Annotated in this window: 23 protein-coding genes and 1 rRNA gene; 18 read left to right on the top strand and 6 right to left on the bottom strand. The window is 39.8% G+C overall.

Going from position 1 to position 23,885, the window contains the following annotated elements; genetic code table 11:
• The first annotated feature begins 60 nt into the window (after positions 1–60).
• The 6 genes from MTCD1_RS10445 to MTCD1_RS10420 all read left to right on the top strand — a co-directional run bounded on the left by MTCD1_RS10445 (position 61) and on the right by MTCD1_RS10420 (position 6,760).
• Positions 61–1,248: a phosphoglycerate kinase gene (locus MTCD1_RS10445; RefSeq protein ID WP_057181809.1), complete on the top strand. Its 1,188-nt coding sequence runs from the start codon at positions 61–63 to the stop codon at positions 1,246–1,248.
• Positions 1,249–1,678: 430 nt separating this feature from the next.
• Positions 1,679–2,743 (top strand): class II fructose-bisphosphate aldolase, encoded by a 1,065-nt coding sequence (gene fba, locus MTCD1_RS10440; RefSeq protein ID WP_057181810.1) that lies wholly within the window; start codon positions 1,679–1,681, stop codon positions 2,741–2,743.
• Between the two features lie 129 nt (positions 2,744–2,872).
• Positions 2,873–3,757 (top strand): DUF481 domain-containing protein, encoded by an 885-nt coding sequence (locus MTCD1_RS10435; RefSeq protein ID WP_057181811.1) that lies wholly within the window; start codon positions 2,873–2,875, stop codon positions 3,755–3,757.
• A 222-nt stretch (positions 3,758–3,979) separates the two neighbouring features.
• Entirely contained in the window at positions 3,980–5,659 is a 1,680-nt protein-coding gene (gene ettA / locus MTCD1_RS10430) for an energy-dependent translational throttle protein EttA (RefSeq protein WP_057181812.1), read from the top strand.
• A gap of 182 nt (positions 5,660–5,841) precedes the next feature.
• Positions 5,842–6,198 (top strand): PilZ domain-containing protein, encoded by a 357-nt coding sequence (locus MTCD1_RS10425; protein WP_057181813.1) that lies wholly within the window; start codon positions 5,842–5,844, stop codon positions 6,196–6,198.
• A 64-nt stretch (positions 6,199–6,262) separates the two neighbouring features.
• The gene (locus MTCD1_RS10420; RefSeq protein WP_057181814.1) at positions 6,263–6,760 is read left to right on the top strand and encodes a glycine cleavage system transcriptional repressor; all 498 of its coding nucleotides are present in this window, start codon (positions 6,263–6,265) and stop codon (positions 6,758–6,760) included.
• Positions 6,761–6,913: 153 nt separating this feature from the next.
• Here MTCD1_RS10420 and yoaA read toward each other — a convergent pair whose 3' ends face one another.
• Together yoaA and MTCD1_RS10410 are read right to left on the bottom strand one after the other, a co-directional pair.
• Positions 6,914–8,848, bottom strand: a complete 1,935-nt coding sequence (yoaA, locus tag MTCD1_RS10415) for a DNA repair helicase YoaA (RefSeq protein WP_057181815.1) — start codon at positions 8,846–8,848, stop codon at positions 6,914–6,916.
• Positions 8,849–8,901: 53 nt separating this feature from the next.
• Complete coding sequence (locus MTCD1_RS10410; protein WP_057181816.1) at positions 8,902–9,222, bottom strand: hypothetical protein; 321 nt, start codon at positions 9,220–9,222, stop codon at positions 8,902–8,904.
• Positions 9,223–9,790: 568 nt separating this feature from the next.
• Between MTCD1_RS10410 and hisG the strand changes: the two genes are divergently transcribed.
• From hisG to MTCD1_RS10350, 12 genes are all read left to right on the top strand, one after another.
• Positions 9,791–10,693, top strand: coding sequence for an ATP phosphoribosyltransferase (hisG, locus tag MTCD1_RS10405; protein ID WP_057181817.1), 903 nt, complete (start codon positions 9,791–9,793; stop codon positions 10,691–10,693).
• Positions 10,694–10,865: 172 nt separating this feature from the next.
• Positions 10,866–12,170, top strand: a complete 1,305-nt coding sequence (gene hisD, locus MTCD1_RS10400) for a histidinol dehydrogenase (RefSeq protein WP_057181818.1) — start codon at positions 10,866–10,868, stop codon at positions 12,168–12,170.
• A gap of 2 nt (positions 12,171–12,172) precedes the next feature.
• Positions 12,173–13,285 carry a histidinol-phosphate transaminase gene (gene hisC / locus MTCD1_RS10395; RefSeq protein WP_057181819.1) on the top strand — a complete coding sequence of 371 codons (1,113 nt, stop codon included), beginning with the start codon at positions 12,173–12,175 and terminating at the stop codon, positions 13,283–13,285.
• 54 nt (positions 13,286–13,339) lie between these two features.
• Complete coding sequence (hisB, locus tag MTCD1_RS10390) at positions 13,340–14,425, top strand: bifunctional histidinol-phosphatase/imidazoleglycerol-phosphate dehydratase HisB (RefSeq protein ID WP_057181820.1); 1,086 nt, start codon at positions 13,340–13,342, stop codon at positions 14,423–14,425.
• Positions 14,425–15,090, top strand: coding sequence for an imidazole glycerol phosphate synthase subunit HisH (gene hisH / locus MTCD1_RS10385; RefSeq protein WP_057181821.1), 666 nt, complete (start codon positions 14,425–14,427; stop codon positions 15,088–15,090). The genes hisB and hisH overlap by 1 nt, the downstream gene beginning before the upstream one ends.
• Positions 15,087–15,851: a 1-(5-phosphoribosyl)-5-[(5-phosphoribosylamino)methylideneamino]imidazole-4-carboxamide isomerase gene (gene hisA, locus MTCD1_RS10380; protein ID WP_057181822.1), complete on the top strand. Its 765-nt coding sequence runs from the start codon at positions 15,087–15,089 to the stop codon at positions 15,849–15,851. The genes hisH and hisA overlap by 4 nt, the downstream gene beginning before the upstream one ends.
• Positions 15,845–16,633: an imidazole glycerol phosphate synthase subunit HisF gene (gene hisF / locus MTCD1_RS10375; RefSeq protein ID WP_057181823.1), complete on the top strand. Its 789-nt coding sequence runs from the start codon at positions 15,845–15,847 to the stop codon at positions 16,631–16,633. The genes hisA and hisF overlap by 7 nt, the downstream gene beginning before the upstream one ends.
• Positions 16,627–17,247 (top strand): bifunctional phosphoribosyl-AMP cyclohydrolase/phosphoribosyl-ATP diphosphatase HisIE, encoded by a 621-nt coding sequence (hisIE, locus tag MTCD1_RS10370; RefSeq protein WP_057181824.1) that lies wholly within the window; start codon positions 16,627–16,629, stop codon positions 17,245–17,247. Before hisF ends, hisIE begins: the two co-directional genes overlap by 7 nt.
• A 436-nt stretch (positions 17,248–17,683) precedes the next feature.
• Positions 17,684–17,881 (top strand): hypothetical protein, encoded by a 198-nt coding sequence (locus tag MTCD1_RS10365; protein ID WP_088568943.1) that lies wholly within the window; start codon positions 17,684–17,686, stop codon positions 17,879–17,881.
• A 73-nt stretch (positions 17,882–17,954) separates the two neighbouring features.
• On the top strand, positions 17,955–18,188 hold the full coding sequence (locus MTCD1_RS10360; protein ID WP_088568942.1) for a hypothetical protein: 234 nt from the start codon (positions 17,955–17,957) through the stop codon (positions 18,186–18,188).
• A gap of 211 nt (positions 18,189–18,399) precedes the next feature.
• Complete coding sequence (locus tag MTCD1_RS10355) at positions 18,400–18,696, top strand: DUF6559 family protein (RefSeq protein ID WP_057181825.1); 297 nt, start codon at positions 18,400–18,402, stop codon at positions 18,694–18,696.
• Positions 18,697–18,711: 15 nt separating this feature from the next.
• Positions 18,712–19,188: a GNAT family N-acetyltransferase gene (locus MTCD1_RS10350; protein ID WP_057181826.1), complete on the top strand. Its 477-nt coding sequence runs from the start codon at positions 18,712–18,714 to the stop codon at positions 19,186–19,188.
• Positions 19,189–19,268: 80 nt separating this feature from the next.
• On the opposite strand, the gene adk is transcribed toward MTCD1_RS10350, so the two are convergent.
• The 4 genes from adk to rrf all read right to left on the bottom strand — a co-directional run bounded on the left by adk (position 19,269) and on the right by rrf (position 23,851).
• Positions 19,269–19,913, bottom strand: coding sequence for an adenylate kinase (gene adk / locus MTCD1_RS10345; RefSeq protein WP_057181827.1), 645 nt, complete (start codon positions 19,911–19,913; stop codon positions 19,269–19,271).
• 254 nt (positions 19,914–20,167) lie between these two features.
• Positions 20,168–22,129: a molecular chaperone HtpG gene (gene htpG / locus MTCD1_RS10340; protein WP_057181828.1), complete on the bottom strand. Its 1,962-nt coding sequence runs from the start codon at positions 22,127–22,129 to the stop codon at positions 20,168–20,170.
• Positions 22,130–22,957: 828 nt separating this feature from the next.
• Positions 22,958–23,134 carry a hypothetical protein gene (locus MTCD1_RS21215; protein WP_157447812.1) on the bottom strand — a complete coding sequence of 59 codons (177 nt, stop codon included), beginning with the start codon at positions 23,132–23,134 and terminating at the stop codon, positions 22,958–22,960.
• Between the two features lie 602 nt (positions 23,135–23,736).
• Positions 23,737–23,851, bottom strand: a 5S ribosomal RNA gene (rrf, locus tag MTCD1_RS10335).
• Positions 23,852–23,885 lie beyond the last annotated feature (34 nt).

Below are 23,885 nucleotides of genomic sequence, written 5' to 3'. Positions count from 1 at the left end.
AAATAACTTTTTATCAAGGCATTGCACATAATTTACCGACAATAAAAATAGGAGACAACAATGACTATTATCAAAATGGCTGAGCTAACACTAACGAACAAGCGCGTGTTGATTCGTGAAGATTTAAATGTACCTATTGCCGATGGAAAAATCACTTCGGATGCCCGTTTACGTGCGGCCTTACCTACCTTAAAACTTGCTTTAGAAGCTGGCGCAAAAGTAATGGTTATGTCTCACTTAGGTCGCCCTACAGAAGGCGAGCCTGAAGAGAAATTTTCACTTAAGCCTATAACTGAATACCTAAGTGCTGCATTAAACTACCCGGTTCGACTAGTCACCGACTATTTAGACGGTGTTGAGGTGGCAACGGGTGAATTGGTTGTTTTTGAAAATGTCCGCTTTAATATTGGCGAAAAGAAAAATGACGATGCTCTAGCAAAAAAATTAGCTGCCTTATGTGACATTTTTGTCATGGATGCTTTTGGTACAGCTCATCGAGCACAAGCAAGTACCCATGGCATAGCAAAATTTGCTGAAACAGCCTGTGCTGGTCCATTACTTTCTGGTGAACTAGAAGCATTAGGTAAAGCGTTAGACAACCCAGCTAGACCATTTATTGCAATTGTTGGTGGCTCTAAAGTGTCCACTAAATTGACTGTACTTGACTCTTTAGCGGGCATTGTTGATCAGCTTATCGTCGGTGGTGGCATCGCCAATACCTTTATTGCAGCAGAAGGGCACAATGTCGGCAAATCATTATTTGAAGCCGATTTAGTAGAAGAAGCGACTCGTTTAACTAAACAAGCGAAAGCCAATAAGGGTGATATTCCAATTCCAACGGATGTGGTTGTCGCCACTGAATTTTCAGCATCAGCGTCAGCAACATTAAAAAATGTTAAGGATGTCAATGCTGACGAAATGATTTTTGACATTGGCCCAGATTCGATAAAAGCATTAACTGATATCATAGCTAAAGCTGGCACCATTGTTTGGAACGGACCTGTTGGCGTATTTGAATTTGATCAGTTTTCTCAAGGCACCAAGATGATTGCACAAGCCATTGCCGATAGTTCAGCCTTCTCCATTGCAGGGGGTGGTGATACCTTAGCGGCAGTAGATAAATATGGTATAGCCGATAAAATATCTTATATTTCTACCGGTGGTGGTGCTTTCTTAGAGTTCTTAGAAGGTAAAAAACTTCCCGCCGTTGAAATTTTAGAGCAGCGCGCAAAATCACAACATGGCTAGTGCTTAATTTTCAAGCCATAATTTAACGATTGTTTAGAGTAAAAATAACGAGTAGCTTATATTCTCTAAGCTGCTCGTTTTTTATGCGCAGATACGAGCAAGCCGCTAAATAAAAAGTAAAACAAACATAAATAGAAAGCAAAACGAAATCAAATCAAAATTAAAACGAAATAAGAACGAAACAAAACGAAACTTAGTGTTACACTAGTGTAGTAAACTTACTATCCAAAACTTAAAAATGGTCTACAACAACCTATAGCACAAACTAATCTGGTAATATTCGCACAAAATACAGATTTTATAACTATTCCCGCTTTAAAGACAACTTTAATAAATTTATTCTGTAAGATAAGCGGGCTCTTTGCTATAATTATGTTGTCGAAATAAAAACATCCAACCTTAGCAACAAAACTTATCTAGGAGTAAGTAAATGGCTTTAATTTCAATGCGCCAAATGCTCGATCATGCGGCAGAATTTGAATACGGTATTCCAGCATTTAATGTCAATAATTTAGAGCAAGTACGCGCCATCATGCTTGCCGCTAGTGATACTGATAGCCCTGTCATCATGCAAGCATCTGCAGGTGCCAGAAAATACGCCGGCGCACCTTTCTTACGCCATTTAATTCTAGCCGCTATTGAAGAGTTCCCAAATATCCCAGTCGTTATGCATCAAGATCACGGTACTTCTCCTACTATTTGTCAACGCTCTATCCAACTAGGTTTTTCATCGGTAATGATGGACGGCTCATTAATGGAAGACGGTAAAACACCAAGCAGTTATGAATACAATGTTGCAGTAACTCAACGTGCAGTTGAAATGGCACACGCTTGTGGTGTTTCTGTTGAAGGTGAATTAGGTTGCTTAGGTTCTCTTGAAACAGGTATGGCTGGTGAAGAAGACGGTGTTGGCGCAGAAGGTATTTTAACAAGAGAGCAAATGTTAACAGACCCTGAAGAAGCTGCTGATTTTGTCAATAAAACCCAAGTAGATGCACTGGCCATTGCCTGTGGTACTTCTCACGGCGCTTATAAGTTTTCTCGTCCACCAACAGACGATATCTTAGCCATTGATCTTATTAAAGCGATTCACAAACGTATCCCAGATACTCACTTGGTTATGCACGGCTCTTCATCGGTACCACAAGAGTGGTTAGCTGTTATTAATGAGTTTGGCGGAAAAATCCCTGAGACTTATGGTGTACCTGTTGAGCAAATTCAACAAGGCATTAAACATGGTGTACGTAAAATCAATATAGATACGGATTTACGCCTTGCATCTACCGGTGCTATTCGTCGCTTTTTAGCGCAGAACCCAAGTGAATTTGATCCGCGTAAATTTTTACAAGTATCAACCAATGCCATGTATGACATTTGTAAAGCACGTTATGAAGCATTTAACACTGCTGGTCATGCCAGTAAAATCAAACCTATAAGCCTTGATAGCATGTTTGACCGTTATCAAAGCGGTGAGTTAAAGGCTATCATTAAGTAACACTACTGATACAAACTAATTAGATAAAAAGGGCTTCGGTCCTTTTTTTATGCTCGAAAATAATAGGCGACTTAGGTATAATCTCCGGTAATTATCAGCGGTTCGCCCTAAAAAGTAGTATTAATTAAGATGTTTTCTCGCTTTATCCTTCTCCCCCTATTAGTTATTTATTGCATTTTCCCTATTATTGCTTATGCCCAAGAGCAAACAGCAGAGACTAGCTCTGCAGATGCCTCTGACATACTCTTTAGTTTAGAGAAAGCAAATGATTCACAACAGCCCTCGTCAGGCACCTTGTTTACCGCCTCAGCGCAACTTGGTTTCCTCTATTTAACCGGTAATACTCGCAGTGCCGATATTAAAACCGGTTTAGACCTACGTTTTGAACGGGGTCTTTGGCGCAGCTCTTTTGTTTTTGATTTATTGGTCAAGAAAACCGAAAAAGAATCACAAATTGACAACAATGATATTCGTAAAAACTTTGAAACCACAGATCAAAAATGGAGTATTGCTTCACAAACTAACTATACCATTGATTCAATAAATCAAAACTACATCTACGGCAGTGTCTTTTATGAAGAAAACCGTTTTTCTGGTTTTGACTCGCAAGCTTCCGTGTCTACTGGTTGGGGTCGCCGCTGGTTTGAAAGTAAATATAGCAGTTTTGATGCCGATATTGGCCCAGGTTTTAAGAGGGATGTTACCCATGTGACTACTGAAGACGTGTCTAATGGCATGAGAAGTCACACACAAGACACCTTCATTTTGCAAGTTCAAGCGCTTTATAGAAAAAAAATAAATGAACACATTGAGTTTAAACAATCCTTCACCATTAAACATGCCATCGAAGTGGGACAAAACAGCATTTACAAAGCCGAAAGCTCAATCACCAGTAAGTTGATTGACTCTTTACAACTTAAAGTCAATTTTGTCATCGATTACAATTCAAAGATAGATGATGATAAAGCTAATTTAAATACTGAAACATCAGTGGTACTTATTTATAGTTTTTAACGTGAGTGAATAGCGTGAATGGTTTAACCATTTATTATTAGCACTCACGCGATAAAAGTCTGACTCCAACTATAAAGCTCAAAGGAGCTTTATCAGCAATAAGCTCCTTTTTACTTGCTCAATTCATTTCAATAAAATAAATAAAAAGTTTATTTTGCTTATCTTCACCTGATTGCCCTAAAATAACCGCAATTATAAATTCCCTTCAAAAAAGGTATTCACATGGCTCAGCCACTACCAGATAAATTCATCATGTCGATGAACCGCGTTTCAAAGATAGTCGCACCGAAACGCACTATTTTAAAAGACATTTCTCTTTCATTTTTCCCTGGCGTTAAAATAGGTGTTTTAGGTTTAAACGGTTCAGGTAAATCAACCTTGCTGCGCATTATGGCGGGTGTTGATAAAGAATTTGAAGGTGAAGCTACCGCATTAGCTGGCACTAAAATTGGTTACTTACCGCAAGAACCAATCCTTGACGAAACAAAGACGGTTAGAGAGATCGTTGAAGAAGGCGTTGCTACCGTTAAAAATGCTTTAGCACGTTTAGACCAAGTCTATAACGAGTACGCTGAAGAAGGCGCAGATTTTGATAAGCTAGCAAAAGAGCAAGGCGAATTAGAAGATATCATCAATACACAAGATGGCCATAATATTGATAACGTACTTGAACGTGCCGCGGATGCCTTACGTTTACCACCTTGGGAGCAAAAAATTGCCGAGCTAAGTGGTGGTGAACTCCGTCGTGTCGCCCTGTGTCGTTTATTACTAGAAAAACCAGACATGTTATTACTGGATGAACCAACCAACCATTTAGATGCTGAATCTGTAGCTTGGTTAGAGCGTTTCTTGCATGACTACCCAGGCACTGTGGTAGCAATCACCCATGATAGATACTTCTTAGATAATGTAGCCGGTTGGATATTAGAGCTTGATAGAGGCCACGGCATTCCTTATGAAGGTAACTACACTGCCTGGTTAGAGCAAAAAAACGATCGCCTTGAACGAGAAAGTAAAAGTGAAAGTGCTTTACAAAAAACCATCAAACAAGAGCTTGAATGGGTGCGTTCAAATCCAAAAGCACGTCAATCAAAAAGCAAAGCCCGTATGGCTCGCTTTGAAGAACTTAATTCTCGAGAGCATCAAAAGCGTAGTGAAACCAACGAACTTTACATTCCACCTGGACCACGCCTTGGTGACAAAGTATTAGATGTTATCAACTTAACCAAGTCTTTTGGCGATAGAGTGCTCATTGATAACTTAAGTTTTAGCGTACCTAAAGGTGCTATCGTTGGTATTATCGGGCCAAACGGCGCGGGTAAATCAACCTTATTCAAAATGATGACTGGCGCTGAACAGCCCGACTCAGGTGAAATAATCTTGGGTGATACGGTAAAACTGGCCAGTGTTGATCAGTTCCGTGATGATATGGACAACAGCAAAACCGTTTACCAAGAAATATCCCAAGGCCATGAAATTTTAAAAATTGGTAATTATGAAATTCCGAGTCGTGCTTATGTCAGCCGTTTTAACTTTAAAGGCAATGATCAACAAAAAATTATTGGTCAATTATCCGGTGGTGAACGTAACCGCGTTCATTTAGCCAAGCTTGTGCAAACAGGTGGTAACGTATTGTTACTCGATGAACCGACCAATGATTTAGATATTGAAACATTACGTGCGCTAGAAGAAGCCTTATTAGAATTCCCAGGTTGTGCCATGGTTATTTCCCATGACCGCTGGTTCCTTGACAGAATTGCCACGCATATCTTAGATTACCGTGACGAAGGTAAAATCAACTTCTACGAAGGTAACTTCACTGATTACGAAGCTTGGTTGAAGAAAACTTTAGGTCCGGCAGCAACAGAGCCTCACAGAATCAAGTATAAAAAAATAGGTTAGTCGCTAAATAAAGTAGCCCTTAGTCATACCCGAGTAACTTTGCGCTAATGAGCTGAAATAGCCGATTAAAAGTCAGTTAAAATTTTGATTTTAACTGGCTTTTTACTGCCCAGTAACTTTTTACTTTTCAATAAAATCGGGCTATGCTAAAGATACACAATACTAAAATGTAATGGTCAAAAATGGAAAACAGACGACAATTCACCCGCATTTTATTTTCAATTAAAGCTGAATTAGCCATTGAAGGTAGTATTTATCCAGTATCTATCCATGATATCTCACTTAATGGCGCCTTAGTTACCGCCATAGACAGTAAAAAATCATTGAAAGGTAAACTTGGCACCTTACATTTCTTACTGTCAGACAATGAGTCAGAAGTAACAATGAACATTGCGGTTGTTCACGTAGAAAAAAATGAGACTGGCTTGCAATGTAATGCTATTGATATAGACAGCGTCACCCATTTACGCCGCTTGGTTGAGCTCAATATAGGTGACAGTGAACAACTCAATAAAGAGTTAAGTCAGTTATCACGTTAAAAGTTAAGTTAAGTTAAGTTAAGTTAAGATTTTCAGCTATTCCCCCTACCTTTTAGGAGTTTTAATGAATCATCTAGTTATTTCTTGTATTGGCCCAGATCAAACCGGCCTAGTAGACACCTTATCTAAAATTATTGCCCAACATCAAGGTAATTGGCAAGTCAGTAGCTTGCATCATTTATCCGGTTTTTTTGCCGGCGTTATTGAAGTAGCCGTAGTAAGTGAAAATACTGACCAGCTCATCAGTGAATTAAAAGCCATTAATGGCTTAAGCTGCCAAATTGAAATAGCTGAGCCTAATTTACCTAAGGTGACTAGTAACCTAGTCCTTGAGATCACCGCCAATGACCGAGCGGGTATAGTGCAAGAAGTTTCATCCGTCATTCATCATCAAAATGGTAACTTAATCAAATTGGTAAGTTCGCAAGAGAGTGCAGCCTATAGTGGCCAAAGTATTTTCAAAGCGAAAGTGAAAATTGCCATCGATGAAAACTCTATTGATGAACTTATCAGTGCCTTAGAGCAAATAGCGGATGACTTGATGGTAGATATTTCACGCTAATGTTCATTGGCAAAAATCACCCGTAAAATAGCGCGCTATAAACCAGTACTTTAATTTTAACGCTAAAGTATACAAATAAAAAACGACTGCTAGCTGCAGTCGTTTTTTAGGCTTTAGTCGTGCAATTGACAAACTCTGGCCTTGCTTTTTACCTTAAGACAAGGAGGCTAAGAACTGCGCCGCTTTATTAATATCTCGGCTACGTTTCATATCAGGCAAACTTTTTAAGAAAGTTTCACCATAAGGTTTATTGACTAACCTATCATCACAAATCACTAAAACACCACGGTCACTAACATCTCGAATAAGTCGCCCTACTCCTTGCTTTAACGCTATTACCGCCTGTGGAAGTTGAATTTGGCTAAAAGGCTCGCCGCCTTGTCGCCTGACATCTTCACAGCGTGCCTGTAACAGCGGATCGTCCGGTGAAGCAAAAGGTAATTTATCAATGATGACACAAGTAAGCTTATCACCACGAACATCAATGCCTTCCCAAAAACTGGCGGTTGCTAGTAATATCGCTTTATCTTGTTCAACAAATTGCTCAAGTAACTTGCGCTTGGCCATCTGCCCTTGCACTAATAAGGGATTATCAATACTGTCAGCTAGAATTTCAGCGACCTGATGCATTACCCGATAACTAGTAAAGAGCATAAAGCAAGCACCACCACTCGCTGCAATCAGCGGCTCCGCTAATTTTGCTAACGCCAAAGCACGATTTTTATCATTTGCCTGGGGCAAATAACGTGGCACAACCAGTTGAGATTGCGCTTGATAATCAAACGGGCTATCAAGTAAGAGCTTTTTTGCCCCTTGTAAACCTAAATGCTGGGCAAAGTGATCAAAATTATTATCTACCGCCAAGGTTGCCGAAGTAAAAATCCAACCGGCACCCGACTCTTTCACCACAGCACTAAATTTATCACTCACCGTCAGTGGTGTTTGATGTAAGACCACACTGCGCGGCGTAGTTTCATACCAAAAACTCATGCCATAAGCTTCAACATTGGCCATCACTTCATATTGGGCCAATAAGTTTACCGCCCGATCAAAACAATTATCGATGGCTTCATTTCTGGAGACACAAAGCTTTATCACTTGGTATAAAAAATCTAAATCTATTTTTAAGTTAGCAAATTTTTGCTGAAATTGAACTTTTTTATGCTTTTCTCGCCAATTTCCCCGTTCGGGATCGTAATTAAATAACAGTCGGAATTCTTGACAGCTTTTCTGTAATTTTTCCGCTGCTAGCCCTAATTGCTTAACATCGGTTAAACTACTACGGTGTACTTGTAATACGTCGGTGCATAAATCAACGAGCTGTTTAGTTGAGAATGCCTCACCAAAATATTCACTGGCGATATCGCCAATTTGATGAGCTTCATCAAAAATCATCACCTGTGCCTTAGGAATAAGCTCACCAAAACCGGTATCTTTTAAAGCCATATCGGCAAAAAATAAATGATGATTGACCACGATAATATCGGCATCACTGGCTTTTTGACGGGCTTTAACTAGGTAACAAGCGTCATAGTCTGGACAGTCTCTGGCCAAACAATTATCTAAGGTACTGGTAACAAACGGAAAGATACTGGAGTCTTCACTAACATTAACCAATTCGCCAATATCACCACTTTGTGTACCATTAGACCAGGTTTTAATTTTCACCAGATCCTGTAACATTTGTGCATCAAGTTGACCGCGACTATCTTGGTACTGTGCTAAACGATAAATGCATAAATAGTTGGCACGCCCCTTTAATAAAGCGACTTGTGCATTACTGCCTAGCACCTTTTTTATTAAAGGAATATCTTTATGGAATAGTTGCTCTTGCAGGTTTTTAGTCCCGGTTGAGACCACGATTTTTTTAGGGTTTTTCGAATTTAACGCTAAAAAGGCGGGGATCAAATAAGCAAAGGTTTTGCCTGTGCCAGTGCCTGCTTCCACAATGAGCGATGATTGCTGGTCAATGGCTTCAGCAACATCAAGGGCCATATCTATTTGCGCTTGGCGAGGAGAGAAGCCTTTAATGGCTTTAGCTAAAGCGCCTTCTTTAGCAAAGGCTTGGCTAACTTGGGATGCTATCATTTGAAAAAAGGCACGAAGAAAAATTTATGCCTGAGAGTATACTTAACTACCGCTTAGGCATAAAGGTCTAAGTGTTTACCGTTACTCTTACCGGTAGTTTTTTTTGCATCTACATCGTTCTCATCCAACACTACGCTTGCGTCATTATTTGTCTCAGAACTATTCTCACTTTCCTCTTTATCATCCGTTTCTTGCTGTGAACTATGGTATTTGTCTTCTTCACTAGTAAAATAATACTCATGATTTTCAAGATGATTAGCATCATCGCTTAGCTTACTGTTAGCAGCCTCTTTCAACAGTGCTTTTACCTTTAAGCTTGCCGGCTTAATAGGTATCTGGATTACACGTGTTAGTTGAGTCGTGAAAATATCCATCTTTAGTTCCTACACTGCTTCATGTTACAAATTTGGTAACCATTAATGCTATTATCGACCAAAAGCACATTAGCTTTAGCTTTTCACTTAGGGACTAATGCTATTACAAAGACTCGACTAATAAATTTAACCGTTTTTCATATAACAAAAAGTAATAAAAAACTTCTATTTATTACTTGCAGCTATCTTAATTAAGCAGTAATGTAAAGTTCATCAAAATAAATTACTTACTCAATACTGTTCAATTAATTATACAACAGCACAGTAAATTACTGACTACTAACAGAGAATTTAACCATGATTATTAACCTGAATAGCCGACATCACCATCATCATAGCAATTAGCCCATTCAGCGTTAGTAACAAAAACACTGCAGGGCAAAGGCCTTTCAGTGGAATTAAGTAAACATTTATACAAGTAATAGCACAAGCTTTTATAACAATAAAATGTCATTACTAAACCCCCGAAAGAGTCTTTTCTCTCTCGGGGGTTTTTCGCATTTTAGCGCTTTAGAAATTGTATATACATGACGAATTTAAAGATTAAGACACCATAGGAATTACCAATATGAGCACATCAGAGCCACGTTTACGCATTGCCATGCAAAAGTCAGGACGCCTGAGTGAAGACACACAAAAATTATTAAAGCGCTGCGGATTGAAACTTAACCTTAGCGACCGTCGTTTACTCGCCCACGTTAGCAATATGCCGATAGATGTTATGCGCGTACGTAGTAGTGATATTCCAGGGCTAGTTATGGATGGCGTATGTGACTTGGGCATTGTCGGTGATAACACTCTAGAGGAAGCGGCACTAGAGCGTGAATTAATGGAGCAAAAATTTGCTTATATAAAAACCACAGCACTTAATTTTGGCGGCTGCCGTTTATCACTAGCCATGCCGGAAGAGTTTGATTATCAAGGTATTAAAAGCTTAGATGGTTTGCGCTTTGCCACTACTTACCCACAACTGCTTAACCGCTTTGCCCGTAATAATGGCATTAACGTAGATTTTTGTTTACTCAAAGGCTCGGTAGAAGTGGCGCCACGTGTTGGTTTATCCGACGGTATTTGTGATCTAGTTTCCACTGGTGCGACACTTGAAGCTAACGGTTTAAAAGAAGTTGCCGTGATTTTCAAATCAACCGCATCACTGATCCAAAACCCTGCAGTCTTAGCGCCAGCCAAGCAAAAAATTCTTGATACCTTATTGCCACGCATTCAAGGGGTAATGAAAGCCAAAGAAAGCAAGTACATCATGCTGCATGCGCCTAAAGATAAGATCAATGAAGTGAGTGCTTTAATGCCAGGTAGTGAGACGCCGACTATTTTACCGCTTGCTGGTCGTGATGATTTAGTAGCCGTACACGTTGTTGCTACTGAGACTTTTTTCTGGGAAACCATGGAAAGCCTAAAGGCATTAGGTTGTAACTCTATCCTGGTAATGCCGATTGAAAAGATGATGGGCTAAATTAACCTTACCTCATTGCTAGTAGATGCAAGCTCAGCATCGGCAGTACTCACTGACTAACGTCAGCTGCGTGCTCCCTCTTTGCACTTGCACCAACTAGCTTCGAGCTAAAGTAAATTATATTTTTTACTTATAAAGAAACACATCCTCGAAGTATTAGGAACAAGTAATTATGATTAATCAACTAATCAAGTGGCAAGAGCTGTCAGAGCAGCAAAAAACAGGTGCGCTAGCACGACCAGCAATAGTGGATAGTGCCTTATTATCCACCCAAGTTGCTAACATCTTGGCGCAAGTTAAAAATCAAGGTGATAAGGCACTATTTGCCTTAACAGAACAATTTGATGGTATCGCGCTTAGCACCTTATCAGTGGGTGCAGAGCAAATTGCGCAAGCCAAGTTAGCCCTATCGGCTAAACGTTTAAAAGCAATTAACACCGCTTATCAGCAAATCAGAGCCTTTCATAGCGCACAACAGCCAACAGATATAACGGTTGAAACGATCCCAGGCGTTAAGTGCACCTTAAAAACTGAAGCCATTGAAAGTGTTGGTTTATATATTCCTGCTGGCTCGGCGCCATTGCCCTCAACGGTATTGATGTTAGGCATACCGGCACAACTTACCGGTTGTCAACGTACGGTCTTGGTTTGTCCACCTGATAAAAATGGCCAACTGGCTAATGAAATATTAGTGGCGGCTGATCTTTGTGGTATCAGTGAAATATACACAGTAGGTGGTGCACAAGCGATTGCCGCCTTAGCTTACGGCACACAAACAATAGCCGCGGTAAATAAAGTTTTTGGCCCAGGAAATCGCTATGTTACCGAAGCTAAAACTCAGTTATCACAGCAAGTTCCCGGTTTTACTATTGATATGCCCGCCGGCCCTTCTGAAGTATTAGTTATTGCCGATGAGCAAGCAAACCCGGCATTTATTGCCGCAGATTTATTATCGCAAGCAGAGCACGGTGTTGATAGCCAAGTAATACTACTCAGTGATAGCGAGTCATTAATAGCACAGGTATCTGCACAACTAGAAAAACAAGTTACCGTATTGTCTCGACGTGACATTGCTGAGCAAGCGTTAACCCAGTCTAGGTTAATTTTAACCAAGGACTTAGCGCAAGCGGTGCAAGTGTCGAATCAATACGCGCCAGAGCACTTAATTATTCAAACTGAAGATGCACCAAGCTTGCTTAACAGTTTGCGTAATGCCGGTTCAATTTTTGTCGGCGCTTATACCCCTGAATCGGCGGGTGATTACGCCAGCGGCACTAACCACGTATTGCCAACGTATGGTTATTCAAAGGTTATCTCAAGTTTATCACTGGCTGACTTTTCTCGTCGCTATACCGTGCAAGAGATAACTAAATCAGGTTTGGCGAGTTTAGCTGAGTGTATTATTGAATTAACCGATGCCGAAGGGCTAGATGCCCATCAGCGCGCGGTGACCATTCGCTTAGAGGAAGGGGTTTAAGCATGGCTAAGTTAAGCATGAGTAAACACGCTTTAACGACCGCTGAGCAATTAGCACGCGAAGAATTAATTGCTATGGTGCCTTATCAATCGGCACGACGTCTATTTTCTAACGCTGATGCTCAAGAAGATAAAGTATGGCTAAACGCAAATGAAGCACCAGGCAAAGGTCAATATCAGTTATCCGCGATAAATATCAATCGCTACCCGGATTTTCAGCCCGATTGTTTAATTTCAGCCTATAGCGAATATTCAGGCTTAGCAAAAGATAAAATCCTAGCAACACGAGGTGCCGATGAAGGCATAGAGCTTATCATTCGCAGTTTTTGTAAAGCATACCAAGACACCATTTTAATATGTCCACCCACTTACGGCATGTACGCTATTAGTGCCAAGAATCACGGTGCTGCGGTTATTAAAGTAGCGCTAAACTCTGCTGATTTAACGCTAGATTTAGACGGTTTGCAGCAGCAAGTGGGTAAAGTGAAAGTGGTGTTTTTATGTTCACCGGGTAATCCAACGGGTAATTTACTACCAAAAGCACAAATACTCGCCGCTATTGAGTTGTTTAAAGGCAGTGCTATGGTGGTGATTGATGAAGCTTATATTGAGTTTTCACCTGAGTATTCATGCACCAAATTATTGCATGACTTTGATAATGTCATTGTGCTTAGAACTTTATCAAAAGCGTTTGCGCTTGCTGGTCTTCGTTGTGGTTTTACCTTAGCAAATAATGACGTCATTACCTTGCTAAGTAAGATTATTGCCCCCTACCCTATTGCGGCACCTGTAGCTGAAATCGCTAGCCAAGTCTTAACGAACGATTTAGCCATAATGCAAACTAGGGTAAAGCAAACCAAAGTATTACGTGAACAGTTAAGTAACTGGCTTACTGAGCAAAACTGGTGTTGCCATGTCTTTACCAGCGATGCAAATTTTGTCCTATTTCGTTGTACTAGCGCAGAGGATAAAGCCCGAGTATTTAATTTGTTACTTGAAAACAACATATTAATTCGCGATCAGTCTAAACAGCAGCAGCTTGAAAACTGTCTTCGCATTAGCATTGGCAGTGAGGACGAACTAGCACAGCTAAAGCAATTATTAACCGCCTTATAAGTAAAAATTAGCACTGTAACAAGGCTAATAAACGAACATAATGAAGAGTATTTTATGAGTAAGAACCAAGAAAAAATATTATTTATCGACCGTGACGGCACCTTGGTTGAAGAGCCTGCCATCGATAAACAACTTGATAGCTTAGAAAAACTAGTGTTTGAGCCGAATGTCATTGCTGAATTACTAAAACTGCAAGCCAAAGGCTTTAAGCTAGTGATGGTTTCCAACCAAGATGGCTTAGGCACCAGTAGTTTTCCACAAGCTGATTTTGATTTGCCTCATAATAAAATGATGGCGCTATTCAGTTCTCAAGGGGTGAATTTTCAAGACGTATTACTTTGCCCACACTTTGAGGAAGACAATTGTAGTTGTCGTAAACCAAAACTAGGCTTAGTGAGCGATTACTTACAGCAAGGCAGAGTTGATTTTACTAATTCTTATGTTATTGGTGATAGAGCAACCGATATGGGCCTTGCTGCGAATATGGGCATTGTCGGCATCAAATATGATCGAAAAACTTTCAATTGGTCACAAGTGAGCGAACAGGTTTTAGCCAAATTCTCACAAGCTCGTATAGCGAGTATTACCCGGACCACCAAAGAAACCGATATCAAGGTCACCGTTAATTTAGATAAAAAAGGCGACAATAATATAGCAACGGGCTTAGGCTTTTTTGATCACATGCTAGATCAAATAGCCACTCATGGCGGTTTTAGTTTGCAATGTAGCGTCAGTGGTGATTATCACATTGATGAGCACCACAGTGTTGAAGATACCGCCCTTGCACTTGGTCAGGCCTTAAGACAAGCTCTGGGCGACAAACGTGGCATTGGTCGTTTTGGTTTTGTCTTACCTATGGATGAATGTCGCGCCGAGTGTGCCATCGACCTTTCTGGTCGTCCATGGCTTGAATTTGATGCCGATTTCACCGCAGATAATGTCGGAAGCATGTCAACACAGATGGTTGGCCATTTTTTCCGCTCATTAGCAGATTCAATGTTAATAACTTTACATTTATCAACCAGTAAAGGGAATTGCCACCACCAGGTTGAGAGTCTATTTAAGGTGTTTGGCCGAGCGTTAGGTCAAGCCATTAAAGTAGACGGTGATGAGATGCCTAGCTCCAAAGGTATTTTATAATGACTAAGGAAGTATCCGCAGGAATGAATGTCATTGTTGATACTGGCTGTGCGAATTTAGCCTCAGTTAAGTTTGCCGTTGAGCGTTTAGGTTATCAAGTGACCATCACTGATAATATTGAGCTCATCCAACAAGCAGATAAAGTAATACTCCCAGGGGTTGGTAGTGCTAAGCATGCCATGGCTAATATCAACGCTAAAAACTTAGTGAGTGTCTTACAAAAACTGACTCAGCCGGTACTTGGTTTTTGTTTAGGTATGCAGTTAATGACTGAGTCATCAACCGAAGGTAATAAGTCCTCAACTGAAGGAAAAAGTGATGGCCTAGTGCCTTGCTTAAACTTAATTCCAACCAAGGTAGAGCCATTAAAAGCACAAGGGAATAGGTTACCACATATGGGCTGGAATACCCTCAGCCAAATATCAGACCACCCCGTGCTCAAAGGTATTTCCGAGGGTGATTACTTTTATTTTGTCCACAGTTTTGCCGCCCCTATAAGTGAGTACACCATTGCCAGCTGTGAATATGGTAGTAAGTTTTCAGCAGCTATTGCCAAAGACAACTTTATTGGTTGTCAATTTCACCCTGAGCGTTCCAGTGCTTTGGGCAGTAAGATCATTCAAAACTTTTTAGAACTAGGGCCACAGGAGCTTGTGAACTTATGATGATTCCCGCAATTGATTTGATTAATGGCCAAGTGGTGCGTTTATATCAAGGCGACTATAACCAAAAAACCAACTATGAATATACGGTGCAAGAGCGTCAACAGGCTTATGCAAAATCCGGCGCTACTGTCATGCACTTTGTTGATTTAGATGGCGCAAAAGACAGCACAAAACGTCAATTAGCAACATTAAAGACCGTAGTCAATCACCCCTCAATGATCATACAAGTAGGTGGTGGCGTACGTTGTGAAGATGATGTAAAACAGCTATTAGCACTAGGCGCAGATCGCGTTGTTATTGGCAGCTTAGCCATCAAACAACCAGAACTAGTTACTCAATGGCTTAAAACCTACGGCTGTGAAAAAATTGTCCTAGCACTTGATATAAAAATTGATGCCCAAGGCAATAAAACCCTGCCCACTCATGGCTGGATTGAAGATAGCGGGGTCAACTTAGAAGATTTACTTGCCCAATATCAAGATGCCGGTATTAAGCACGTATTATGTACTGACATTAGTAAAGACGGCACTTTAACGGGGACTAATGTTGATTTATATAGCGAAGTTTGTGCTAAGTATCCAGATATTCACTGGCAAGCGTCGGGCGGTATTGGCAGCTTAGACGATATTAAAGCGTTAATTCCAACCGGTGTTAGCGCTGTTATTTTAGGTCGTTCATTGCTTGAGGGTAAGTTTACCCTTGAAGAGGCGATTGCCTGTTGGCCTCCAGCTGAAGCTGTAGCGGAGAAAACCCCATGTTAGCCAGAAGAATTATTCCCTGCCTCGACGTTAAGGACGGAAAAGTAGTAAAAGGTATACAGTTTAGAAACCACGAAATCATCGGTGATATAGTGCCGTTAGCACAAAAATATGCCGAAGCAGGTGCTGATGAACTCGTTTTTTATGATATCACTGCCAGCTCTGATGGTCGCGTGGTTGATAAGAGCTGGGTAAGTCGTATTGCTGAGGTCATTGATATTCCTTTTTGTGTTGCTGGTGGGATAAAAAGCGCTGCCGATGCTAAAGAAATCTTGATGATGGGCGCTGACAAAATATCCATTAATTCCCCAGCATTGCGAGACCCTGAGCTAATTACTCGCTTAGCCGATATTTTTGGTCAGCAATGTATTGTTGTTGGCGTTGATAGCTTTTATAACAAAGAGGCTAATGCTGGCAAAGGGGAATATCAGGTTTACCAGTTTACTGGTGATGAAAAGCGTACTAAGCAAACCGGCTGGACCACATTTGACTGGATTGAAAAAGTAGTTAGCCTAGGTGCCGGCGAAATCGTCCTCAATTGCATGAACCAAGATGGTGTACGTCAAGGTTATGATATTGTGCAATTAAAACAAGCAAGAGCGGTATGTAATGTGCCTTTAATCGCCTCAGGTGGTGCGGGTACCATGGCGCACTTTAGTGATGTCTACCAACAAGCCGATGTTGATGGCGCACTCGCTGCTTCTGTTTTTCATAAGGGTGTTATTGCCATTAAAGAGTTAAAAAATTATTTAAAAACACAACGTATTGAGGTAAGACCATGTTAGTAAACAAAGACAATATTAATGACTTAGCATGGCAGAAAATGAATAACCTCATTCCTGCCATTATTCAGCATGCGGCAACGGGAGCCATACTAATGCAAGGTTATATGAACCAAGCATCCTTAGCTGCCACATTAGCCACAGGTAAAGCAACCTTCTATAGTCGTTCAAAACAAGCTTTGTGGGTTAAGGGCGAAACCTCAGGTAACTTTTTAAACGTTCAGCAAGTCTTAACTGATTGCGATAATGACAGTTTACTTATTGCTTGTTTGCCTATGGGGCCAAGTTGTCACTTAGGCACTGAGTCATGTTTTCCGGAGCAAAAATTAACCCAGCAAAACTTTCTCAGTGAACTTGAACAAGTGATTGCAAGCCGAAAAAATGATAAGCCAGAAGACAGTTATACCGCACACTTATTTTCTCGCGGCACCATCAAAATTGCGCAGAAAGTCGGTGAAGAAGGCGTTGAAGTTGCACTGGCTGCAGTAGCAGAAACGAAAGAAGACTTACTAGGTGAATGTGCAGACTTATTTTACCACACCCTAGTACTCCTAGCCGACCAAGATATCGACCTCAATGAGGTTATGGCGGTATTACAACAGCGTCATAACAAATAACTTCACCTGCCATTATTGAAGGTATTCATGCTATTTTGCTACATGCTTGCCTCCTTGTTATGTTAATAAGACAAGGATGCAAGTAGTTAACTTCAGCGAACTAGTTTATAAAAAGATGGCGTTCTTTTATGGTAATACTCTTTAATGAAATAGGCACTAGGTTATTCACTAAAGCACTACTTATCGCTACTCTCATAAGTCTCAGCTGAAATGTTCTCGGCCAGCAGCATAGTGTATTTATATTCGTGATGATGTCTACCTTGATTACCAGCACTTTGTTGCTGATAGAGATATCAGCTTAATAGATAATTTCTCAGGTAAAAACATCCGCCGTGACGTGGTTAACATGATTATTGCCCAGCAGACACTCAAACTTGGTGGTTTTAATCACAGTTTCAGTTACGCCCCAGGTAAAGTTAACTTTCGTAATACTTAAATGTTAGAAAATGGTCAGCTGCTTATAAGTTTTGATTCTTATTGGCAACAAGATGCGCTAGCTATTGCCAGTAAAGTTTATATCTCTGACGAAGTCATAAGAAATGGCGAGTACATCGCTGGTATCTATACTAGTCCCCAAAATACTAAGACCTTAGCGGTTAAGGTGTTAAGTGACCTTGGCGGTATCAACACCTAAATGGCGCACTGACTGGCAGACACTGCAGCAGCTTCACCTTAAAAAGCTTATTCAATAAGACTCTTGGTTATCCATGGCACGCATGGTAGATATTCAATGGATAGACTTTATTTTGATGCCCTTTAATTCAAGCCCAGAGCAAAGCTTTATTATGGCTAAAATTCACCTAGTACCCGTTAAAAACATTGGCCTGGTACTTAAAGACTCCCGCCATTTTGTCATCAGTAAGGCTCATTCTGAGGGGCAGGAAGCCTTTAAAGCGATGAATAAAGGCTTAAATACTTCGCCAGCGTGGCGCTATTGTTAAAGCCTATCAATAAGCTGGATTTTTTGTTGATAGCAATAAAATAAAAACTATTAATCTTTGAGTTATTATAGATTTTATTAGCTACATTTTATCCCTACATGTAGTAATATGCTGAGCAATAAAATGAGTAGACTAATTATTGACCTTATTTATTATAATAAGCTGCTAATTTGTCTAAAAGACCATAAGTAATACCTGCTAAGGAACAGCTATGTTTAAACGTAGAGCAATAAAGAAATACGGCAACCAACTGTTACCAAGACTACAAAAACGTTATGGTGAGCAGACTTTTTATAATGCTAGCCAAGTTCGAGCAACCGTATACCAATGCAACTTCAATCCTAGCTACCTACCACTGGGCTACTTACTCTTTCTTGAGCCTTGTGCACTAAATAAAATAGTCACTACTGAGTTCCCAGAATTGTGCATAAGAAAATATAAACAAGAAATTAAAGATTACCTGAATGATCGTAAGTATTATGGTTACTTAAAGCAGTTAACTATTTAACGGTTCATACTCAATATGACCATAAAAACCACCTGGCAAAGTAAAGCATTCTCCGAACTATCACTTAATCAATTATATGATGTACTGAAATTGCGCATTGATGTTTTTGTCGTTGAACAAACGTGTTATTACCCAGATCTAGACAGCGAAAAAAACCTGCTTGACCGACACCCTCAAACCCTACATCTTTTAGGTTATCAAGCAGAGCAACTGGTCGCTTACCTGCGAATTTTACCTAAAGGTCAAAGCTATACCAGCCATATCAGTATAGGTAGAGTAGTCATTGCCAATAAAGCTAGAGGTGGAGGCTTGGGCCATGAATTAATGAAAGAAGCATTATCACTTTGCCAGCAATATCACCCTAACGAAGAGATTAAAATCTCTGCTCAACAACATTTAAAGTCATACTACCAAAGACATGGTTTCGCTCAGGTATCGGCTATGTATTTAGAAGATGGCATACCACACATTGCTATGCTCAGAGAAAGTTAGCAATAAATTATATACCCTAGAAACAAAAAAACTCGCCAAGGCGAGTTTTTTAACTTAAATAGCTAGACAATTACTGGTTACTAAGAAAGTTGCTTTAATAATAATGCGTTAACTTCCTCAACAGCTTGTGTGCCATCAATAGTTAGGTAGGTACAATTACCCGCTTTAGCTTCCGCTTGATAAAAATCAACTAATGGCTTAGTTTGATCATGATAAATCGATAAGCGCTTACGTACAGTCGCTTCTTCATCATCAGGACGAATAGATAAATCATCACCGGTAACATCATCTTTGCCGGCAACTTTTGGCGGATTGAAAACAAGGTGATAAACACGTCCTGAGCCGGAATGAACACGACGACCAGCCATACGCTCAACAATCACTTCATCAGGCACATCAAATTCAAGTACATGGTCCACAGATATGCCACTTTCTTTCATAGCATCCGCTTGTGGAATAGTACGAGGGAAACCGTCAAGTAAAAATCCTGCTTTACAATCATCTTGAGCTACTCGCTCTTTGACTAAGCCGATGATCAAATCATCTGAAACTAATTGTCCTGCATCCATAACGACTTTAGCTTTATTGCCTAGTTCAGTGCCGGCTTTAATTGCAGTACGAAGCATATCGCCCGTTGAAATTTGTGGAATACCAAATTTAGCCATTAAAAATTGTGCTTGTGTGCCTTTACCAGCGCCTGGAGCACCTAATAAAACAATGCGCATATTATGTAACCTTAAATTGATGGTTGAAGTGTTAAAGTAAATATTACCTTTATTCAATACTATAAATTCTCATTGATCGAGCAAAGGTAATATTTCTTAGCTTTTCCATAAAGCCGGCAGACACTATACAAGCTAGCCTATTTGCAAACAAGTAGTGATAGCTCAGATTGATCAAAAAAGGAGGTGTTTCATGCATGAAACCCTCCTTTTTAAGACTAAAGTATTATCTAATAATTTAACTTAGCATTAAATAATTACTTAGTTAGGCTTAACATTAATTTATTCAAGCGAGAAACGAAGCTAGCAGGATCTTTTAAGCTACCACGTTCAGCTAACATAGCTTGGTCAAACAACACTTCAACCCACTGGCCGAATTTATCATCATCTTGTTCATCGGCAATATGTTTAATAAGATCATGCTCACCATTGATTTCAAAGATAGGTAATGTATCTGGCACGTCTTGACCAACCGAAGCCATTAACTTAGCCATTTGGCTAGTCATGTCATTATCATCAGCGACGATACAAGCAGGAGAGTCGGTAAGACGTTGAGAAAGTTTAACATCTTTAACTTTTCCTTCTAAGCAAACTTTAATGCGCTTAACGACAGAGTCATACTCTTTCTCAAGCTTCTCTTGTGCTTCTTTAGTTTCATCGTCATCCATGTCACCCAGATCTAAACCACCATGAGTAACAGACTGTAATTGCTTAGAATCAAACGCTGTTAAATGGCTTACTAACCATTCATCTATGCGATCAGACATTAACAATACTTCAATGCCTTTTTTACGGAATACTTCTAAATGCGGGCTACTTTTAGCCGCTTCGAAGCTATCGGCAACAACATAATAAATCTTATCTTGGCCTTCTTTCATACGTTCAATGTAAGTAGCAAGTGATACATTTTGCGCTGCTACATCTTCCTTGGTGGAAGCAAAGCGTAATAATCCAGCGACTTGTTCTTTATTGCTGTGGTCTTCAGAAGGACCTTCTTTTAATACCTGACCAAACTCATCCCAAAAGCCTTGATATTTATCCGCATCTTTTTTAGCTAACTTCTCCAGCATTTTTAATACGCGCTTAGTACAACCCTTACGAATAGCTTGAGTAATCTTGTTATCTTGTAATATTTCACGAGAAACGTTTAATGGTAAATCATTTGAATCTAATGAGCCTTTAACGAAACGTAAGTACGTTGGCATAAACTGCTCAGCATCATCCATAATATATACACGCTGAACAAACAGTTTAAGACCATGTTGTTTTTCACGGTTATACATATCAAATGGTGCTTTGCTAGGTATATAGAGTAGAGACGTGTATTCAGTCTTACCTTCAACTTTATTATGTTCCCATAAAAGTGGGTCACTAAAATCATGAGAGACGTGTTTATAAAACTCTTTATATTCTTCGTCGGTAATATCTGCCTTTTCGCGTGTCCATAAAGCAGTTGCTTTATTAACAGCTTCCCATAGTGCAGGTACGGCATCTATAGCATCAATAGCTAGCGTAGTTACCTTGCCTTCATCATCTTTCACTTCAGCAACGGCTTCAACCGCTGGTATTTCAGTGGTTAACATTTCTACTGATACTGAGATATGATCAGAGTATTTAGTAACAATTGACTTTAAGCGCCAATCATCGGCAAATTCTGACTCACCTTCTTTTAAGTGAAGAATGATATCGGTACCACGATTAGTTTTTTCAATCTTAGCGGTAGTAAACTCACCTTCACCGGCACTTATCCATTCGACACCTTCAGAGGCATCATCACCCGCTTTACGAGTACGAACAATTACTTTATCTGCAACAATAAAAGATGAGTAAAAACCAACACCAAATTGACCAATAAGTTGTGAGTCAGAGGCTTGATCACCTGATAATGTTGAGAAAAATTCAGCAGTGCCTGATTTTGCAATCGTACCTAGATGTTCGATTACTTCATCATGGTTCATACCAATACCATTATCAGAAATAGTGATGGTGTTATTTTCTTTATCACAGCTAACACGTACGCGTAAATCACCATCATTTTCATATAAAGCATTATCAGATAATGCTTTAAAACGCAGCTTATCCGCAGCATCGGCAGCATTTGACACTAACTCACGTAGGAATATCTCTTTATTAGAATAAAGTGAGTGGATCATTAAGTGAAGTATCTTGGCGTTATCTGACGCAAATTCATGTTTTACTGGCTTATTTTCTACTGTCATTTTATCGACCTTTTGTTAAATACCTATTTGGACGCCTACTTGGACGCCAAACCATTGCATGTACTAGGTACAGAGCGGGTTTGTTTAGTTGATACATATCTGAGGGCAACAACATTAAAATCAAGTAAATAAGTTAAAAATTTTTCTCTTAACGAACGCTGACAAACTATAACTGCATATTTTGTATATAAGGCAAGTAAGATGCCTACGTAGCTTGGGGATGATTAGAATTTAACGTTGAACAATCAGAAAGAAATTCAACGGCTATAAATAGAGTGCCGGAGTAGGTTTCCCTACTCCGGAAAAGTATACTCGTGCGATACGATTGACAGATCAGATCTAAACACCAAGTATGTTGTTATTAAGGAACCACCAAGGGAGTAAGTTACAATTAATAACAGCATAACAATACCTTATGATGTGTATAAAACATACAGCCAATTACTACTATAGTATTACCATTGGGCATAGATAAATCACTTCAATACATTGATATAATAATTCACAAATGCTACATAAATATTCACTTTAACTTTAAAGTAAATATCTATAACATACTTGCAAGTGATTGATGCCGGAGTAGAAACCCTACTCCGGGCTTATATACCTGTGAAGAACGATTGACAGATCAGCTCAAACCACAAAGTATGTTGCTACTAATTTGTAATGCAGGGAGTAATTTACAAAATAGTAACAACTTCATCTTACTGGGTATATTGTATAAAATATACCGTTAGTTTGTAATATAATATGACTAAAGTAAAAATAGGGATTACGCAATATTAAGCTGAATAATTATATTTTTAGCTACATTTTTTACTTTCAGTTTTAAATATTGACCGGGTACTGACTAGAAAATTTAATATCAACATAACGACACTTTACCCCAGAAATAACTTGGCAATGTCCTACATTATTCCAAGCATCCGGCCTTACACCCTTAGGGTAAGACTGAGTGCAGACAAAAATTCTCCAGACATTTTTACCACATAAAGAGCAGTCCACCCGCTTACTACCTCCAGCGCAACTGCGCTGACATACATGGATATAATAATGTTGCCGCGTTGCCATGGATGGCAAGGAGCAGGCTCAACTTCTGCAGCGCCGCGGCACTTCCGTAAGAGAATAGTGAATGGGATCAGGTGGGTCCAAAATATGTAGGCGGGAATTTATTCGCGCTTATTAGTAATTGTTTCAAATCTCCGACAGCAAAAAACCCGACTCTTTCGAATCGGGCTTTTCTTAATAGAAATCGAGAATGTCCTACTGACGTGAATGGATTCACAGGAGTGACCTCACATAAAATAAGAACACCCACACACTTACTAGCTTCGACACAACTACTTGACGTACATGGATGCCACTTATTAGGATAATGCAGGAGCATATTATCCTGAGCAATTATCCTGATGCAAAGGAGTGACCTCACATAAAGAGAAATACACCCACACGCTTACTACCTTCGGCGCAACTGCGTGACGTACATGGATGGCATCAGGTGGGTCCAAAATATGTAGGCGGGAATTTATTCGCGCTTATTAGTAATTGTTTCAAATCACAGACAGCAAAAAGCCCGACTCTTATGAATCGGGCTTTTCTTAATAGAAGTTTAGCAATGTCCTACTCTCACATGGGAACTCCCACACTACCATCGGCGCAACTGCGTTTCACTTCTGAGTTCGGAATGGGATCAGGTGGGGCCACAGCGCTATGGTCGCTAAACAAAAAAGGGTACAATCTAGAAATTTGATATAAA

Origin of the sequence: Colwellia marinimaniae (assembly GCF_002207865.1) — a bacterium.
In the GTDB taxonomy this organism is placed as follows: Bacteria; Pseudomonadota; Gammaproteobacteria; order Enterobacterales; family Alteromonadaceae; genus Colwellia; species Colwellia marinimaniae.
This window is presented reverse-complemented; position numbering and strand designations above follow the sequence as displayed.